We start from the raw sequence: 16,483 nt of genomic DNA, 5'->3' as shown, positions 1-16,483 counted from the left end.
AAATGATTAATCTTGAGGACTTTCTAAATCTTTTCTGTTTGGTGTTCTAGTTGGATCACTAGCTAAAAATCCAAAGAGAAATATTCCTACAAAGAAAAAAACAATAGTGTAAACAGAAATTTTTAAGGCAAGCATAGAATTACGTGTGCTAACAGATTTATATCCTATTAAATTTATATTTAATTTACGGAAAAAGGTTTACTTTTTGTATTTTTGGAAAATTTTGAAATACTTTGGTGGAAACTAATCATCATGATCATCCCAAGGATCTGTAAGTTTTGCAGCTTTAGGTCCAAATGCAGTCCATAACCCAAAACCTGTTAAAGCTAGAAGTAAAGCCAGAATAGTTACTGCTATAGAAACAGCAGGATCTGGAGCGGATGATAAAGTTTGCATCAATTTTGCTAAGTTTGTAAACAATTTATGTATAAGTTCTTATACAATAGCGAAATAATATTCGATTTTGTGAATTCAACATGGGCCAAAAAACAGCATTAGGAAGTCTTTTAAAAGCAATTGGAAATTCTGGTCAAGGAAAAGTCGTACCTGGCTGGGGAGCAGTTCCTGTAATGACAGTCATAGGTCTGTTACTATTAGTTTTTTTAGTTATTCTTCTTCAAATTTATAACCAATCCCTGCTACTGCAAGGCTTCTCAGTAGATTGGAACGGAAATTAATTTTCCGAAATTCCCTAAAAAGTCTATTTAAAATAAATTTAATATTACTTATTTAACTTTTAGAACTTTTGTTTTAATTAACTTAGTTATATTTTGAATGAATATTTATAATTCTCAATGAAAAGAGATTTAGAAATTCGTCATGAATGAAATATATTTAATAGGTTTGGGGAATCCTGGGAAACAATACTCGAAAAGCAGACATAATATAGGTTTTTTGCTATTAGAAAACCTATCAAAAAAATATAATTCGAATTTTATACTAAAAAATAAATTGAAAAGTTCTTGCTCAGAATTTAAAATCAATGATTTGACTTATAGATTATTTTTACCAAATACGTTTATGAATAATAGTGGTGATGCGGTCAAAGCAATAATAGATTGGTACAAAATTAATTTAGATCAAATTTTTATAATAGTCGATGATAAAGATCTTCCTCTAGGGAAAATAAGATTTAGAAAAAAAGGAAGTTCAGGTGGACATAATGGTCTTAAAAGCATAATTGAAAAATTGCAGACTAATCAATTTAATAGAATCAGAATTGGTATTGGATCCCCTAAATCTGTAAAAGGAAAAAATAATTTCAATACTATTTCACATGTTTTGGGCAATATTTCTCTAGAAGAAAACTCAATATTGGATAAAGTTTACAAGAAAGTAATAGAATCACTCGAACAACTAAATTGTAAAAAAGAAGAATATATAATTAACGAATTAAATTCTTTTGATAAAGACCATATTTAAGAAATGCCTTTCAAACCAGAAACAATAGCTAATTTGATTATTAAAGAATATTGCTTCTCAAAAAAGCAAATTAAGGGAGTAGTAGAAGCTAGTCAATTTAAATGGGATTTTACATGGTCTTTTAATAAAGGTAAATTATTAGTGAATCCTCCACTTGGAAGAGCCTTAATTGAGAATGCATTATTGAGATTTTTATTGAAAAAAGATTATGAACTAGAAGCAGGAAATGAATATAAATTTACTATTTCAGCCAAGTTTTAAAATCCATATTTTGATTTAAAGTAAATTGAATTCTGCAATAATCCTCCAAAATTATCAACGCCGATATCGCATCGAGATTCTTATTAAGAATAAAAACCTCCCTTGGAATTAAACACTGCAAGCCTCTAACTGGAAAGAGTTCGAAATATCTTGCTTTTGCTCTATAGGTAGTATTTTTTTCTTCAAAAGTTATTATTTCCTTTTTAAAAAAATCTAGTTTTCCTCTAATCTCTCTACTAGTTGTACCATTCCCAATAATAATTTTTGATATATTTTCGGAGGTATTTAAATTTCTAACATATCCCTCGAGTAATTCGCTTTTAAGAATAATGGCTTTATAAACTTTTTTTTCACTTATTTCAGCTAAAACCAAACCACATTTAGATTTACCAGGATCTATGGATAGATATTTAGACATAAAAAATTTATAATTTAGTGATATTCAAATCAACAATTATTGGGTCAGCAGTTTTACTATCTTGTAAAGATACAACATCTAATCGATATTTATTGTTTTGATTTATCTTTAATGAATCTCTTATTTTGTTAATAAAGTTCCCTCTTGTCTTAATTTCGTTAACAATAGATCCTCGTAACTTAATTTCATCTCTTGTTTGACTCAACAAATTTTTAATTTCTAAATTAATATTTTTATTCTCAAAATCTTTTCTTTCGAGAATTTCGCTTGTAATAACTTCTCCTCTTCTTAAGATGAATTTATTTTGGAGCAACTCTGGATATACAAAAACAAAATCATCTCCTTTCAAAATATTAGTTGCTGATTTAATCAATATGATCCAATCTCCCTCTTTTGAGGTTACTTCTTCAATTTTAGAAATATCACTAGGTCTCCATAAAAGAATATTTTTTATTTCTTTTTTAGTAGGCTTTACAATTTTATGAACATATTTATCTGCACTATTATAAATCTTTCCTAAATCTATTTTTATATTTGAATTAGAAGTAACTTTTGCAATAAATAAAGTTTGACCTCTTTTAATAACTACATTTCCTCTTCTAAATTCTTTGACATCACTTTTTAGTTGATTTAATTCCTTTTCTTTTTTGATAATTTTATCTTCAAGTCTCTTTCTTTCTTCCTTCAAAGGAATAAGCGCCTTTTTACTCTCATCTAAAGTTTTTTGTAAAAAAGGAATATCTACAAAAAGTCTTTGCCTAAATTCTTCACTTACTAAGATCAATAATCCAATCGAAACTGCACTAATAAAACCTCCAGTTATTATCGTTACGATTGTTGCTGTTTTCTTTGGTCTTAATTTTAAAATACTAAATCTTGCTTTACCAATCTTCGTACCAAGAAGATCCCCAAATGGTGCAATTAGTCCTCCGAGAAATATTAAAAAAACAATTAAAATCCAAGCCACATTTTTTCATACAATCATTACATCATAATGAATGATGAATCAATTAAATCTTTTCGCAAGAGCTATAGGGTCAAAAACTGTAATCTTTTTTCTTTCAATAACTAAAAGGCCCGAATCCTTCAAATCTCCTAGTAATCTTGTAATTGTTACTCTCGTTGAACCAATAGCTTCAGCAATGGCTTGATGTGAAAGTCTTAAATCAATTGTAATACCTTTTTCACTTGCTACTCCAAAGTCTCTACAAAGAACCATTAAAAAACTTACTAATCGAGAAGACATATCTCTATGAGTAAGAGTTTCAATCATTGTTTCTGTTTGCAGGATTCTACTTGAAAGGCCCTGTAACAATAATAAACCTACTGATGCATCTTCCTCTATTGCTCTTAAAACAGAATTTGCAGGTGCTGTTATCATTTCTACTCTTGTGAATGCTATTGCATGATAAAAACGATCAGATCTATGTCCTGTCAGAAGAGATAAAACACCAAAGAGACTATTTTCTCTTAACAAAGAAACAGTTATCTCTTCACCTGACTCGTAAACTCTTGACAACCTTACTGCTCCTCTTCTTATAAGATAAACTCTCTCAGCAGGATCACCAGGGAAAAATATTGTTTTAGATCTCTCAACCATTTCTGTACTTGCACCCTCAAGACCTTTAATTACTTCCATTAAAGTTTTATTGATTGGAAAACGTTCACCAACATAGTTACTTTTACTTTGTCCGGATTGATGCGAACTCAAGCGGCTTAATCCTCGAGAAGAAGGTATCATAAATAACTTTACTATTAAAAAATTTAAGAAGACACCTCAAAAAATCTTGTAGCAACAGTAACAATTTTGAATTCTTATTGTTTTTTTTATAAACTCCTTTCTTTTAGCTTCAGTTTCTTCAATATTTTTTAAGTAAAATTACACTATATGCAGCGTAAATAAATTGTAATTATACTGCATATAGAAAAAAATCTAAGATAATGGTAATTAGTTCATCTAATAATTATTCCAAAATTAATCCTGATGCGTTAAAAATAAGTTCTGCTACCAAAATAAACTTAAAAAGATTTAAACAAAACGGGCAAATCCAAATCTATCAATCTTCTTATAGAGGAAGTTATTCCTCCATCATTAGAGACTGTCTCAGGAATGCTGCCCTTGGCAAGAAAGTACTCTTAGTACAATTTATGAAGGGAGGAGTTAAACAAGGGGTTGCTAATCAATTAAAACTTTGTGGCAATTTAACTTGGGTAAGATCATCCCATTCCTATGATCAATATCATTCTGAGGAAATCGAAAATAATAAAAATTTAGAAAAATCTATTCACGAATCTACCTATGAATTATGGAATTTATGCAAAAAAGAACTACTTTCTGGTGAAAATGATCAAATCATACTTGATGAAATTTTTCTTGCAATTGAGATGAAAATTATCGATAAAGATGACTTGATTTCAACACTTGAAAACCGAAACATAACAGGAGATGTAATTCTTACTGGTACAGATATTCCTAAAGAATTATTATTAATGGCCAACCAAATTACCCAACTTCGCTCATAAAAAAATGCTTAAAAATGATCTTTGGATAAATCAAAAAGCCTCTGAAGGGATGATAAATCCCTTCCAATCAAATTTGGTCCGGCATCTTGAGCCTAATAAGAAACAAAATCCAGTTTTAAGTTACGGATGTTCCTCTTATGGCTATGATTTAAGACTTTCATCAAAAGAATTCTTAATTTTTAGGCATATACCTGGTACAGTTATGAATCCCAAAAAATTTAATCCTGATAATTTAGAAAAAACTGTTCTTCACCATGATGATGATGGAGATTTTTTTATTCTCCCTGCACACTCCTATGGTTTAGGAGTGGCTCTAGAAAAGATGAAGGTGCCAGAAAATATAACTGTAATTTGCATAGGTAAAAGTACTTATGCAAGACTTGGGATAATTGTCAATACAACGCCTGCAGAAGCGGGTTGGGAAGGCCACTTAACTTTGGAGTTTAGTAATAGTTCAGGTGCAGATTGCAGAATTTATGCCAAAGAAGGGATCTGCCAACTACTCTTTTTTGAAGGTGATCCTTGTTCTACAACATATGAAGATAGAAAAGGTAAATATCAAAATCAACCAGAGAAAGTAACCTTAGCAAAGATCTAAAATGAGTAAAGTTGAACTTATTTCGCTAACTCCTAATGCAGAAAAAACAATGGCTTACATCGCTAGAGTAAGCAATCCAAATAATCAGAAAAATGAGGATTACTCAAAACTATTGAGTTATTGCATTAAAAATGAACATTGGAGTGTATTTGAACAGTCTTTTATGACTTTACAAATAGAAACCAACAGAGGAATTGCGGCTCAAATCTTAAGACATAGATCATTCACTTTCCAAGAATTTTCACAGAGATATGCAGACAGCTCTCAATTGGGTAAAATTCCTTTGCCAGAGTTAAGAAGACAAGATTTTAAAAATAGGCAAAATTCTATTCCAGACCTGCCTAATGAGTTAAAAAAAAGATTCAATGAAAAAATTGCTTTACATTTTAAAGCTGCTTCAGAATTATATGAAGAATTACTTGCTGAAGGAATAGCTAAAGAATGTGCGAGATTTGTATTGCCATTAGCAACTCCAACGAGAATCTACATGTCAGGATCATGCAGGTCATGGATACATTACATTCATTTGCGTTCAGCTCATGGTACTCAAGAAGAACATAAGTCTATTGCCCAAGATTGCAAGTCTATTTTTAAACAAAGTTTTCCAATTGTGTCAAAATCTCTAGATTGGTAAATATTATCCATGACTACGAGGAGAAATCATATTTTTGTTTTTTTCTTTGATTACTGAAAATTCAGCATTAAGAACTTCTTCATGAGATATTGATTCTCTCAATAGTTGATCAATAGAATCTTTTATTATTAATTCTTCTTGTTTACCAATAAAAGTAGATATTAAATTACCTTTTTTATCGAACAGATTAACTTGAGGAATACCATTTACATCAAATTTTCGGATGTAACTATTCCATTTTTGATTATCAACATTTAAAAAAACAAAATTAATATCTTTTTCATATTCCTCTTTTAAAGAAGATACTTTAGGAGCCATCTCTTTGCAAACTTCGCACCACTCAGCATAAAATTCAAGGAAAGTTGGCTTATTATTTGCAAAAGCGATTTCAGGATCAACAGATAATTCTCCAAAACTCTTAAGAAGAAAAGTTGATTGAAAAAAAAGATTTTTAAATAAAATCAAACAACTAATCACAACAGCAATCAACAGAACAACAATTATTTTCAGGTTTTTATTGAAAAGTTGTTCTCTACTCTCAGATTGCATTATGAAGACTTTGTTTATTCAAATATATTAAAGAAGTTTAATAAATAAAGAGAATGCTAATCTTTTTCTTTTTAATCAACTGATAATGTAATAAATGAATAATATTAGGATATATCTAGTTCCTAAATATTAATTATGCAATCAATCTTTGGAACTGATGGAATAAGAGGAAAATACAATAAAGAAGTAACTTATTCTTTAGCTTATAAAGTTGGTTACGCTTTAGGTTTGACTTTGGAAAATAAAAATCCAATATTGATTGGAAAAGATACTAGAGTTAGCGGAGATATTCTGCTTCAGGCAATCACATCAGGTATAAATGCAAGTGGTAAAAAATTTATAAATCTTGGAATCTGCCCTACTCCAGCTATTCCTTTTTTAATTAGACATAGACAACTAAGTAGTGGAATAATGATATCTGCTAGTCATAATCCTCCAGAATATAATGGCATAAAAATATTTGATCATAATGGACAAAAAATTACTGCGAATCTTGAAAATAAAATCCAAAAAATAATTGAAGATATAAATACAAATAATTTCATTGATACAAAAATAATTTCTTTAAAAGAAAATAAAGAGCTTATGGATATTTATATCCAAAGCCTTATCCAAACAATGGAGGCAGAGAATTTAAGCGGTATGAAAATAGTATTAGATACATGTTATGGATCTGCGACGACCTGTGCAAAAAAAATTTTTCAGAATCTGGGCGCCGATGTAAAAGTTATAAACAACTCAAAAAATGGTTTGAAAATTAATATGAATTGTGGTTCTACTTACCTTGAACCACTAAAAAAAGCTATAAACGAGAATGCTGCTGATATGGGATTTAGCTTCGATGGTGATGCCGATAGAGTAATTGGTATTGATTCTAAAGGGAATGTATTAGATGGAGATCATATCCTTTTTCTTTGGGGTAGAGAACTTATGGAACAAAAAATTCTCACAAATAATTTACTAATATCAACTCAAATGGCAAATTTAGGTTTTGAAAAGGCATGGAATAAAATTGGTGGAATTTTATATAGATCTGATGTTGGAGATAAATTCGTTTATGAGGCAATTCAGGAAAAAAAAGCAATTTTAGGAGGTGAACAATCAGGTCACATACTCTCAAAAATTAATAACTTTTGTGGAGATGGAATATTGACTGCACTTCAAATTTCTAAATTCTGTAAGAAGAAAAATATTACTTTAAATTCTTGGCTCAAAAGTAGTTTCAAACCTTACCCTCAGAAACTAACCAATATTAATTTAGATACTAATATAAATAAAATAAAGCAAAAAACTAGAAGCTTAATTGGTGAAGCCATAAAAAATATTAAGGTTAATTATTCCGACAGTTCTAGAATTTATATAAGACCTAGCGGGACAGAACCCCTAATCCGAGTACTTGTAGAGACTGAAAATGAGAAGCAGGTTCATTCTTTATCGAGAGAAATAACAAACAAACTCAGTTTGGAAATTAATAAAATACTTGATTAATTTTGAATCAGGTTTTTACATAAATATTTTCAAAAATTTTAAGTTCATTTGCAAGAGCATATTTTTCCCTATTAGTTTGAACTTTATTTGGGTTAAAACTTGCGGAATCATTGAAATACTTTTTGTCTATTTTTTTAAAATTACAGTCACTTGATATCGTGCAATCCATATATTCGAATAAATTTTTTACGTCAGTTTTAATATAAACAAGGGATCCTTCTTTCATTAAATTTGAGAGAATATTAATAAACTCTGGCTGTATTACACGCCTTTTATAATGTCTCTTTTTAAACCATGGATCAGGAAAATTGAAGGAAATACTTTTCAGATTTTTAATTATGAATTTACTATGATTATCATTTAATATGTTATGTGCATTTCCAAATACAAAATACAAATTTTTAATTTCTTTCTCTCGCAATTTTGATTTAGCTGTTTTGATCAATCTCTCACGAATTTCAATCCCTATATAATTCCAATTAGTATTATCTAAAGCTAAATCGAATAAAAACTCACCGGAAGCACAACCGATATCAATATGAAGATTTAATTTAGAATTATCAAACATTTCATTCAAAGATGGAATTCTCTCAATTTGATCGAAATATTTACTTAGAGGATTAACATGCTGTCTCATTAAATTATTATTCTATTAATCTGTGCTTATTCAAATATGTGAAATATTCACAACCATGACAATAGTAATATGAAAAAGTAACAGTTTGATGTTTAATTGATATGTATGTAAAAACAAATTGTTTTGAACGTTCTTAATCAACTTTCAGTTTGGCTCTCTTTTCAACTTTCAATAATTTTCTTTATTGGGATTCCTATTATATTATTTTTATGGTCAACTATAAGGAGAAACAAAGCTGTTAATAAGCTCCTATCGATATATTGGAAAGTATCCCTTTTATTTTTTATAAGCCTTTTCCTGTTAATAGGAAAATATAATTATGCACTGTTAGTTACAAATATTTCATTATTATTAATGACAATATCAGTTTGGTTTTGGAACGATATTAATGATGAATTAAAAGAATATAATTTGTCCTACTCTCTAACCACGACTACAAAAGTGTGGAGATGGTCGATAACTTTTATATCTCTCAATTTCTTAATTCAAAGTTTACAAAACTTAGCCTGCTTTTCTTTTATTAATTTGGGTGCATGTGAAATGTGGCTTGAGCCCTCTTCAAATTTTTATATAATTATCAAAAATTTATTTAATTTTTTGTTCGGAGCTGAATTTACTCAGCCGATAGCAAAATTCTTAGGATTATTTTCATTATTAATCTATACTTTGGGCTTGGTTCAGTGGTCAATGATTAAACTACCCAGACATGGAAGAAACTCTTGCTTTTCCGAAAATGGCAGAAATTAATTTAATAAATAATCTTGAAAAAATAAGTTCCGAGATACCTAATAGGATACTTAAATTAGAAGGTTTCATTGTAAAAGAAAATCACAAAGAAAAATTAGAAATAATTATTTTCAAAGGATTCAGTAGCTCAACAACACATCCAATTGAAATAGATTTAGAAAAGAATGTTATTGCATTTACTTATATACTTACGAATTTTAAACTTTATAAAGCACCTTTAACAGAAAGAAAAAATAATTTTATAAGAGAAAATCAAAACTCAGTTTTCTTTTTGAATCAAAAAAACTGGATTTAAGTAGATTCAAGATTAATAATATTTGAACATCTTTTGCATAATTTTGTATTTTGGATTCCATTAAAAGTTTCTTTTTGATAATGCCAACATCTATCACATTTTTGACCATGAGCTTTTATTATTTGAATTTTCCCAAGTACATTGTTATCGATAATCAGAGAATTTTCCACCAAATCAGATACCACCTGGAAGTTTGACACTATCAGCCAATCCCTAAACAAATCTACATCTTGATTGCCAAATTCTTTTAAAAAACTCAGTGAATTTTTTACAACTTTATCTTCAGGCAAATAATTAACTTCAGTTTCTAAAGCAGATCCAATTATTTGTTTAGTCCTGCATCCTTCTATAGCCTTGTTAATTTCAACTCTCAGATTTCTTAAATTTGCAATGTGCTCATTAAGAATTTGATTTTTCCATGACTGCGAAAATATTGGCCATCCTCTTTGAAATACAGATTTTTCTTTAGTTGAATATGGAATATTTTGCCAAATATCTTCAGCCATATGACAAAGTACTGGAGAAATAAGTACGGCTAAATTTTCAACAACTTTTGACATAACAAACTGACATGATCTTCTCCTAAATTGTGATTTAGAACTTACATATAACCTATCCTTTGCAATATCCAAATAAAAATTAGATAGATCTACAACGCAAAAACTTTGTAAGATTTGGAAAAATTTTGAAAATTCATAATTTTCATAAGCATTTGATATTTGATCTGTAACCTCAACTAATCTGCCTAACATCCATTGATCCAAGATAGGTAATTGATCAATTTCAAAACTATCAATTTTTGGATCATAATCATGAATATTACCAAGAAGATATCTTGCAGTATTACGAACTTTTCTGTAAACGTCTGAAAGTTGCTTTAGTATATTCGAACCAATTGGAACATCTACTGAATAATCTACAGAGCTTACCCATAGCCTTAAAACATCAGCGCCATAAGCAGGTTCAGTTTTTTTATTATTACCCCCATTAATAATTATATTTGGATCAACAACATTGCCTAAAGATTTGCTCATTTTTCTTCCATTTTCATCAAGTGCAAAACCGTGAGTTAAAACTTTCTTATATGGGGGTTTATTATTGACTGCGACAGATGTTAGCAAAGAAGACTGGAACCATCCTCGATGTTGATCTGAGCCCTCTAAATAAAGATCGGCTGGATACTTTAATTCACTTCTTAGTTCACATACAGCAGCCCAGCTGGATCCCGAATCGAACCAAACATCCATTGTATCTGTTCCTTTTTTCCATAGATCCGATTCTTTTACATAATTTTCTGGCAATAGATTCTTAACATCCCAATCCCACCAAATATCTGCCCCATGTTCACTAAAAAGTTCTTGAATATGGTTAATTATCTCGCTGTTAAGGAGAATGTCATTTCCATTTTTTTTGTAAAAAACTGGAATTGGGACTCCCCATGACCTTTGTCTGGAAATACACCAATCACCTCTACCAACAACCATAGAATAAATTCTTTTCTTTCCAGTTGCTGGCATCCATTCAACATCTTCGATTGCCTTTAAAGCAGATGATCTAAAGCCATTTACAGATGCAAACCATTGTTCTGTTGCCCTAAAAATAGTTGGTTTTTTGGTTCTCCAATCATAAGGATATCTATGCTTGTAGTTTTCTTGTAATAGAAGCAAATTATTTCCCTTTAAATATTCAATAATTAAATCATTTGCATCTTTCAGGACATTTGATCCTTTGAATTGACCAGAATATTCATTTAAGTTACCTTTTTCATCAACAACACATGTTATTGGTAAATCATATTTTTGACCTACATTAAAATCATCTATCCCATGACCTGGCGCAGTATGAACAATCCCAGTACCTGATTCTGTAGTAATATAATCGCCTCCAATAACAATCCTACAAACTTTATTTTTAGTAGGATGTTGATATTCAATATTTTCCAATTGAGAGCCTTTAAGCTCTAAAAGCACTTTGAAATCTTTATTAAATTTCTTACTTATTTCAGAAGATAAATCTTTTGCAAAAAGGAAAATTCGTTTCTCTTCATCAATGGCAAAAACGTACTTTATTTTTGGATTAACTGCAACTGCTTCATTTGCAGGTATAGTCCAAGGAGTAGTGGTCCAAATAGTTATGAAAGCATTTTTCTGAAAAAAATCTTTTTTGATATTAAGATTTTCTTCGATGCAATTTAATAGTATTTCCTCAGATACTTTAGTGATCTTAAAAGAAACATAAATACTTTTTGAATAATGTTCATCAGGGTATTCTAATTCTGCTTCTGCAAGTGCAGTCCTCGAACTTGGACTCCAATGCACAGGTTTCAGACCTCGATATATGTAGCCATTTAAAAACATTTTCCCAAATACTCCAATCTGAGCAGATTCATAACTTTTTCTTAGAGTTAAGTAAGGGTTATCCCAATCTCCCCATATGCCCCACCTTTTGAAACCCTCCATTTGATTATTAATTTGGATATGGGCATAATCTGTTGCTTTTTTTCTCAGGTTTAGAGTGTCAAGATTCTTTCTTTCATCAGATTTTAAATTCTGAAGAACTTTTAATTCAATAGGTAATCCATGACAGTCCCAACCAGGAACATAGTGAACCCTAAATCCTCTCAAGGTTTTGTACTTATTTATTATGTCTTTTAAAACTTTATTAAGGGCATGACCCATATGAAGAGCTCCATTTGCATAAGGAGGGCCATCATGTAATGTAAATATTTCGCCAGAATTACTTGAACCTAATTGGAAATCAATATTATTTTCAGCCCAAAAATTTTGAATCTCAGGTTCTCTTACAACTGAGTTAGCACGCATTGAGAATTCAGTTTTAAGTAAATTTAAAGTTTCTTTATAAGAAAAGTCTGATTTTTGTTCTTTGCTATTTTGAGATTTCATACTACGACATGAGAAATATAAGTGATCAAAAGAATTATTTAAATAAATCTAATTTATTAGATTCTTTCTTAGTTGACCTGTATTTTTTTTGGAATGTTTCAAATAACTAATTTATTTGATTTCAGACTTTTATATTATCATTTTTATCATTTCTTACCCACTTTTTTTGAGTTATTTTTTTATTTTTGCTACCAAAATTAAAAAAATTAAAAGGTTTCATAAAATTTCGAAATCCCATATTAATAGCCTCTAATATTTTCAAAAAGTTATTTTTAAATTCCAAAAAGGTGATTAATTTTTTCTTTTCTTTATCTGTCAATTGGCGCCATCTAGATAAAAAGATCTCTGTTAGATAAAAAATTACTAGTACTGTTAAGAAGAGGAAAATTACAAAAAATGATTCATCAATTGCTTTATTTTTAATAATTAATATCAAACCTATTAATAAATTTAAAAAAGCTTTTATTAAGTCTTTTGGTTTGCCTAGTTCAAGATAAATTATAGGTACAGATAAAAAAATGGTCCCAATTACGATATAGAAAATTCCCAAATAAAATATAATGCTATTCATTAAATTAACTACTTAATTAAATTATAAGAAGTTGATATAAATAAACAAACTATCTAACATAATATCTTTAAGTGCGGTCGGGGAGACTTGAACTCCCACACCCGAAGATACGAGTACCTAAAACTCGCGCGTCTACCAATTCCGCCACGACCGCTTAAATAAAATAATAATTGAAAGAGGTTTATTTTAAAAATTTTTTTTCTTAAGATGATTAATTTGACACATTCAACTTGAATTAAAAATCTCCTTAAAGAAATTTTTTATGTTTAAGCATGCAATCATCCTTAAATATTAGTTATATTATTTAAAGAATAAAAGAAACGATTTCAAACTTAACCAGTAAAAATACAACGAAAAATACTATTTCTTCAAAAACATTTAATTGGCAAAAAGAGATTAAAAATTACGTAGATCCGCCAAGTTTTTGGAATCCAACATTAGGTTTATTTTTTGGCGGTTATTTTCTTGCGTTTCTAAGCATATGGCAATGGTATAGAGGTGTTTGGCCTTTACCTTTACTTGTAGCCACTGCTTTTTTAGCTTTACATATTGAAGGTACTGTTATTCATGATGCCTGTCATAAAGCTGCTCATCCAGTTCCTTGGATAAATCAAGCAATGGGCCATGGCTCAGCTATTCTGTTAGGGTTTAGCTTCCCAGTTTTTACGAGAGTTCATTTACAACATCATATTCACGTAAATCACCCCAAAAATGATCCAGATCATATTGTCAGTACTTTTGGTCCAATTTGGCTAATTGCTCCAAGATTCTTTTATCATGAGGTGTTTTTCTTTCAAAGAAAACTCTGGCGAAGATATGAATTAATGCAATGGGGAATTGAAAGATCCATATTCCTAACAATTATCTTGGCAGGTTTGAAATTTGATTTTATGAATTTAATTTATAATTTATGGTTTGGACCAGCATTAATGGTAGGGGTCACTTTAGGAATATTTTTTGATTATTTACCCCATAGACCATTTCGATCAAGAAATAAATGGATAAATTCTCGAGTTTATCCAAGTAAATTTATGAATTTATTAATAATGGGACAAAATTACCATCTCATTCATCATCTATGGCCTTCGATCCCTTGGTTTGAATACAAAATAGCTTATGAAAAAACTAAGCCTTTATTGGATAAAAAAGGCTCCCCTCAAAGAGTTGGGATTTTTGAAAGTAAAGAAGACATTTTTAACTTTATTTATGATTTATTAATAGGTGTAAGGAGTCATAGCAAAAAGAGGGGAAAAATAAGAAAAATCATAAATTTATATCCAGGCTTTAAGATAAAAAAATTTTTATTAAAGATAGTCAACAAAACATTCATTGGAAGTAACTAACTTACTTATTCATTAATAATTTTTGGTACTTTAAAATATTTATCTTCTCTCGATGGACCCAATTCTAAAAGTTCTTCATTGCAATCAGAATTTTTCTTTTCGTCTTTTCTAAATACATTTACAACCTCTATAGCTCTCGTTGTACAGGGGACATCATCTGTATCAATTTTTTCAAGTTGTTTTATATAATCCAATATCTTTTCTAATTGATGTGCATGATTATAAATTTCATTCTCGTTAAGTTCTAATCTTGCTAAATGAGCAACTTTTTTTACTTCCTCTTTAGTTATTTTTGTCATATGTTTAATATCTTTCTTATTAAATAATAGTTTATCAAGAACAACTTATTTAAATATCCTTTGAATTTCAAATATTTTAAAAAAATAATCACATCTTTTTGAAAATCAATATCAATTGATAGCCTTAATTATTTTTCTCAGCTAAATATGTTATTAGATAGATATTGAAAAATAGAAGAAGAATTCTTTCCAAAAAATTTTTTTTATCGGCACTCTAAACTTGTTGCTCCTGATTTAATAGGCTGTTACCTCATAAAAAAAAATAATGAGATAGATCAAGTTAAAGGGGTAATTGTTGAAACTGAAGCTTATTCACAGGAAGAAGAGGCCTGTCATGGCTACCGCAAAATGACTGAATCAAACAAATCATTATTTGGCAAACCTGGCACATTTTATATTTACAAATCTTATGGGATTCATCATTGTTTAAACATAGTTACTGATAAAGAAAATTTTGCGAGTGGTGTTTTGATAAGATCAGTTTTTATCTCTAATAAATATGAAAGATTAGCTTCTGGACCTGGCCTAGTAACAAAAACATTCAGTGTAGACATTTCATTTAACTCACTTGAAGTTCTTAATAACAATTCTTTATGGATTTCTCCACGAGACTCCACTCTAGAAGAAAAAGATCTTATTCAAACTACGAGAATTGGCATATCAAAGGCAAAAAATATAAAATGGCGTTGGTATCTCAAAAATAGTAGGAGTGTAAGTAAAAGATTAAAAGGTGACAGAACACCTAAATTTCAATAATCATTTATCTTTTTAAGCGTAATGCAAATTTGGCCTCATAAACATATTCACACACTAGCTAATTTTTCAATTAAAGATTATGAGTCAGTATTTGAATTAGCTAATAGATTTGATGCACTAAAGAATGCAGGAACAAAAAAGATACCGGCCTTACAAGGGACTTTGGTAACGTCTTTATTTTTTGAAGCAAGTACAAGAACAAAAAATAGTTTTGAGCTTGCAGCAAAAAGACTTTCTGCTGATGTTCAAACGTTTGCGCCATCCTCCAGCTCTTTAACAAAAGGCGAAACAATAATTGATACAGCCATAACTTATTCTGCTATGGGGGCAGATACATTAGTTATCAGACATTCGTCAAGTTACATAACCTTTGAGATCGCAAAAAAACTTGATGCAATAAATGCCAAGACTTCGATTCTTAATGCGGGAGATGGATTACATAGTCACCCCAGCCAAGGATTGCTTGACATCTATACATTGATAAAATTCTTTTCCCCAAAAACACTGAATCCAGAGGTTTTAAATTCCAAAAAAATTTTAATAATTGGCGACGTTAATCATTCAAGGGTTGCCAGGTCAAATCTTTGGGCTTTGAGTGCATTCGGCGCCGATATAATCTTATGTGGTCCTAAGACATTAATACCTGATGAATTTATCAATTTTTTAAACACCCCCGCGCCAAATCAAACAGAAGATCCTGTTAAATCAAGAGGTTCCATAACAATTTCTAGAACATTGGAAGAATCAATAAAAATTGCAGATGCGATTATTGTTTTAAGACTCCAGAAAGAGAGAATGATGGAAAATTTACTAAGTAGCATTGATTCATATAGTTTGAATTATGGCTTAACCCCAGAGAAATTATCTTTAAATAATAAAGAAATTCCAATTCTACATCCTGGTCCCATTAACAGAGATATTGAAATTAGTAGCAAAGTGGTAGATAAATATCCTAATTGCTTAATTAATAATCAAGTTGCAAATGGTATCCCTATAAGAATGGCTTTGCTTTATCTATTACAGAAACACAACAAGTAAA

General features: G+C 29.7%; 22 protein-coding genes and 1 tRNA gene. 12 read left to right on the top strand and 11 right to left on the bottom strand.

Translation table 11 applies throughout. The annotated features are described in order from the left end of the window. Nucleotides 1–6 precede the first annotated feature (6 nt). Both HA140_RS01370 and psbN read right to left on the bottom strand, forming a co-directional pair. Complete coding sequence (locus HA140_RS01370; RefSeq protein WP_002805124.1) at nt 7–135, bottom strand: photosystem II reaction center protein I; 129 nt, start codon at nt 133–135, stop codon at nt 7–9. Between the two features lie 108 nt (nt 136–243). After that, entirely contained in the window at nt 244–396 is a 153-nt protein-coding gene (psbN, locus tag HA140_RS01365; RefSeq protein ID WP_011817745.1) for a photosystem II reaction center protein PsbN, read from the bottom strand. A gap of 80 nt (nt 397–476) precedes the next feature. On the opposite strand from psbN, the gene psbH reads away from it, so the two are divergent. The 3 genes from psbH (at nt 477) to HA140_RS01350 (ending at nt 1,683) form a co-directional block, all read left to right on the top strand. Continuing rightward, on the top strand, nt 477–677 hold the full coding sequence (gene psbH / locus HA140_RS01360) for a photosystem II reaction center phosphoprotein PsbH (RefSeq protein ID WP_002805661.1): 201 nt from the start codon (nt 477–479) through the stop codon (nt 675–677). 142 nt (nt 678–819) lie between these two features. Beyond that, entirely contained in the window at nt 820–1,422 is a 603-nt protein-coding gene (pth, locus tag HA140_RS01355) for an aminoacyl-tRNA hydrolase (protein ID WP_209039423.1), read from the top strand. Nucleotides 1,423–1,425: 3 nt separating this feature from the next. Next, entirely contained in the window at nt 1,426–1,683 is a 258-nt protein-coding gene (locus tag HA140_RS01350; RefSeq protein WP_209039422.1) for a DUF3146 family protein, read from the top strand. On the opposite strand, the gene HA140_RS01345 is transcribed toward HA140_RS01350, so the two are convergent. The 3 genes from HA140_RS01345 to ntcA are packed head-to-tail and all read right to left on the bottom strand — an operon-like array spanning nt 1,664 to nt 3,842. Next, nucleotides 1,664–2,101 (bottom strand): hypothetical protein, encoded by a 438-nt coding sequence (locus tag HA140_RS01345; RefSeq protein ID WP_209039421.1) that lies wholly within the window; start codon nt 2,099–2,101, stop codon nt 1,664–1,666. The genes HA140_RS01350 and HA140_RS01345 overlap by 20 nt on opposite strands. Nucleotides 2,102–2,108: 7 nt before the next feature. After that, entirely contained in the window at nt 2,109–3,068 is a 960-nt protein-coding gene (locus HA140_RS01340; protein WP_209039420.1) for a DUF3084 domain-containing protein, read from the bottom strand. Between the two features lie 39 nt (nt 3,069–3,107). Further along, entirely contained in the window at nt 3,108–3,842 is a 735-nt protein-coding gene (ntcA, locus tag HA140_RS01335; protein WP_209039419.1) for a global nitrogen regulator NtcA, read from the bottom strand. A gap of 200 nt (nt 3,843–4,042) precedes the next feature. On the opposite strand from ntcA, the gene HA140_RS01330 reads away from it, so the two are divergent. Genes HA140_RS01330 through thyX form a run of 3 tightly spaced genes read left to right on the top strand, consistent with a single transcriptional unit; the run spans nt 4,043 to nt 5,856 of the window. Continuing rightward, on the top strand, nt 4,043–4,624 hold the full coding sequence (locus HA140_RS01330; protein WP_209039418.1) for a cob(I)yrinic acid a,c-diamide adenosyltransferase: 582 nt from the start codon (nt 4,043–4,045) through the stop codon (nt 4,622–4,624). Nucleotides 4,625–4,628: 4 nt separating this feature from the next. After that, nucleotides 4,629–5,222 (top strand): dCTP deaminase, encoded by a 594-nt coding sequence (gene dcd, locus HA140_RS01325; RefSeq protein ID WP_209039417.1) that lies wholly within the window; start codon nt 4,629–4,631, stop codon nt 5,220–5,222. Nucleotide 5,223: 1 nt separating this feature from the next. Further along, nucleotides 5,224–5,856: an FAD-dependent thymidylate synthase gene (thyX, locus tag HA140_RS01320; RefSeq protein WP_209039416.1), complete on the top strand. Its 633-nt coding sequence runs from the start codon at nt 5,224–5,226 to the stop codon at nt 5,854–5,856. Between the two features lie 3 nt (nt 5,857–5,859). Here the strand turns inward: thyX and HA140_RS01315 are convergent, their stop codons facing one another. After that, a complete protein-coding gene (locus tag HA140_RS01315) occupies nt 5,860–6,405 on the bottom strand; it encodes a thioredoxin domain-containing protein (RefSeq protein ID WP_209039415.1) in 546 nt (181 codons plus the stop codon). 135 nt (nt 6,406–6,540) lie between these two features. Here HA140_RS01315 and glmM point away from each other — a divergent pair, with 135 nt between their 5' ends. After that, nucleotides 6,541–7,893, top strand: coding sequence for a phosphoglucosamine mutase (gene glmM, locus HA140_RS01310; protein WP_209039414.1), 1,353 nt, complete (start codon nt 6,541–6,543; stop codon nt 7,891–7,893). Between the two features lie 7 nt (nt 7,894–7,900). On the opposite strand, the gene trmB is transcribed toward glmM, so the two are convergent. Then, a complete protein-coding gene (trmB, locus tag HA140_RS01305) occupies nt 7,901–8,530 on the bottom strand; it encodes a tRNA (guanosine(46)-N7)-methyltransferase TrmB (RefSeq protein ID WP_209039413.1) in 630 nt (209 codons plus the stop codon). A 123-nt stretch (nt 8,531–8,653) separates the two neighbouring features. Here trmB and HA140_RS01300 point away from each other — a divergent pair, with 123 nt between their 5' ends. Further along, nucleotides 8,654–9,277 carry a DUF3177 family protein gene (locus HA140_RS01300; RefSeq protein WP_209039412.1) on the top strand — a complete coding sequence of 208 codons (624 nt, stop codon included), beginning with the start codon at nt 8,654–8,656 and terminating at the stop codon, nt 9,275–9,277. Further along, nucleotides 9,264–9,572 (top strand): hypothetical protein, encoded by a 309-nt coding sequence (locus tag HA140_RS01295; protein WP_245156169.1) that lies wholly within the window; start codon nt 9,264–9,266, stop codon nt 9,570–9,572. The genes HA140_RS01300 and HA140_RS01295 overlap by 14 nt, the downstream gene beginning before the upstream one ends. On the opposite strand, the gene ileS is transcribed toward HA140_RS01295, so the two are convergent. The 3 genes from ileS to HA140_RS01280 form a co-directional block, all read right to left on the bottom strand. Then, nucleotides 9,569–12,475, bottom strand: coding sequence for an isoleucine--tRNA ligase (ileS, locus tag HA140_RS01290; RefSeq protein ID WP_209039410.1), 2,907 nt, complete (start codon nt 12,473–12,475; stop codon nt 9,569–9,571). The two genes, HA140_RS01295 and ileS, sit on opposite strands and share 4 nt — an antisense overlap. A 121-nt stretch (nt 12,476–12,596) precedes the next feature. Continuing rightward, nucleotides 12,597–13,046, bottom strand: a complete 450-nt coding sequence (locus HA140_RS01285) for a hypothetical protein (RefSeq protein ID WP_209039409.1) — start codon at nt 13,044–13,046, stop codon at nt 12,597–12,599. 72 nt (nt 13,047–13,118) lie between these two features. Then, a tRNA-Leu gene (locus HA140_RS01280) sits at nt 13,119–13,200 on the bottom strand. 241 nt (nt 13,201–13,441) lie between these two features. Between HA140_RS01280 and HA140_RS01275 the strand changes: the two genes are divergently transcribed. Continuing rightward, nucleotides 13,442–14,389, top strand: a complete 948-nt coding sequence (locus HA140_RS01275) for a fatty acid desaturase (protein WP_308788982.1) — start codon at nt 13,442–13,444, stop codon at nt 14,387–14,389. Nucleotides 14,390–14,394: 5 nt separating this feature from the next. Here the strand turns inward: HA140_RS01275 and gatC are convergent, their stop codons facing one another. After that, entirely contained in the window at nt 14,395–14,688 is a 294-nt protein-coding gene (gatC, locus tag HA140_RS01270) for an Asp-tRNA(Asn)/Glu-tRNA(Gln) amidotransferase subunit GatC (protein WP_209039408.1), read from the bottom strand. Between the two features lie 171 nt (nt 14,689–14,859). Here gatC and HA140_RS01265 point away from each other — a divergent pair, with 171 nt between their 5' ends. Together HA140_RS01265 and HA140_RS01260 are read left to right on the top strand one after the other, a co-directional pair. Continuing rightward, a complete protein-coding gene (locus HA140_RS01265) occupies nt 14,860–15,444 on the top strand; it encodes a DNA-3-methyladenine glycosylase (RefSeq protein WP_209040214.1) in 585 nt (194 codons plus the stop codon). Nucleotides 15,445–15,465: 21 nt separating this feature from the next. After that, a complete protein-coding gene (locus HA140_RS01260; RefSeq protein ID WP_209039407.1) occupies nt 15,466–16,482 on the top strand; it encodes an aspartate carbamoyltransferase catalytic subunit in 1,017 nt (338 codons plus the stop codon). The last annotated feature ends 1 nt before the right edge of the window (nt 16,483 follow it).

Origin of the sequence: Prochlorococcus marinus CUG1417, from assembly GCF_017695975.1 — a bacterium.
GTDB classification, from domain to species: Bacteria; Cyanobacteriota; Cyanobacteriia; order PCC-6307; family Cyanobiaceae; genus Prochlorococcus_A; species Prochlorococcus_A marinus_AG.
The sequence above is the reverse complement of the archived record's forward strand: the minus strand, read 5'-3'. Positions and strand labels throughout refer to the sequence as shown.

Bases quoted from the DNA above. Each gene is read 5' to 3' on its own strand.
- HA140_RS01370 (WP_002805124.1), bottom strand. From the start codon at position 135: ATGCTTGCCTTAAAAATTTCTGTTTACACTATTGTTTTTTTCTTTGTA.
- psbN (WP_011817745.1), bottom strand. From the start codon at position 396: ATGCAAACTTTATCATCCGCTCCAGATCCTGCTGTTTCTATAGCAGTA.
- psbH (WP_002805661.1), top strand. From the start codon at position 477: ATGGGCCAAAAAACAGCATTAGGAAGTCTTTTAAAAGCAATTGGAAAT.
- pth (WP_209039423.1), top strand. From the start codon at position 820: ATGAATGAAATATATTTAATAGGTTTGGGGAATCCTGGGAAACAATAC.
- HA140_RS01350 (WP_209039422.1), top strand. From the start codon at position 1,426: ATGCCTTTCAAACCAGAAACAATAGCTAATTTGATTATTAAAGAATAT.
- HA140_RS01345 (WP_209039421.1), bottom strand. From the start codon at position 2,101: ATGTCTAAATATCTATCCATAGATCCTGGTAAATCTAAATGTGGTTTG.
- ntcA (WP_209039419.1), bottom strand. From the start codon at position 3,842: ATGATACCTTCTTCTCGAGGATTAAGCCGCTTGAGTTCGCATCAATCC.
- HA140_RS01330 (WP_209039418.1), top strand. From the start codon at position 4,043: ATGGTAATTAGTTCATCTAATAATTATTCCAAAATTAATCCTGATGCG.
- dcd (WP_209039417.1), top strand. From the start codon at position 4,629: ATGCTTAAAAATGATCTTTGGATAAATCAAAAAGCCTCTGAAGGGATG.
- thyX (WP_209039416.1), top strand. From the start codon at position 5,224: ATGAGTAAAGTTGAACTTATTTCGCTAACTCCTAATGCAGAAAAAACA.
- HA140_RS01315 (WP_209039415.1), bottom strand. From the start codon at position 6,405: ATGCAATCTGAGAGTAGAGAACAACTTTTCAATAAAAACCTGAAAATA.
- glmM (WP_209039414.1), top strand. From the start codon at position 6,541: ATGCAATCAATCTTTGGAACTGATGGAATAAGAGGAAAATACAATAAA.
- trmB (WP_209039413.1), bottom strand. From the start codon at position 8,530: ATGAGACAGCATGTTAATCCTCTAAGTAAATATTTCGATCAAATTGAG.
- HA140_RS01295 (WP_245156169.1), top strand. From the start codon at position 9,264: ATGGCAGAAATTAATTTAATAAATAATCTTGAAAAAATAAGTTCCGAG.
- ileS (WP_209039410.1), bottom strand. From the start codon at position 12,475: ATGAAATCTCAAAATAGCAAAGAACAAAAATCAGACTTTTCTTATAAA.
- HA140_RS01285 (WP_209039409.1), bottom strand. From the start codon at position 13,046: ATGAATAGCATTATATTTTATTTGGGAATTTTCTATATCGTAATTGGG.
- gatC (WP_209039408.1), bottom strand. From the start codon at position 14,688: ATGACAAAAATAACTAAAGAGGAAGTAAAAAAAGTTGCTCATTTAGCA.
- HA140_RS01260 (WP_209039407.1), top strand. From the start codon at position 15,466: ATGCAAATTTGGCCTCATAAACATATTCACACACTAGCTAATTTTTCA.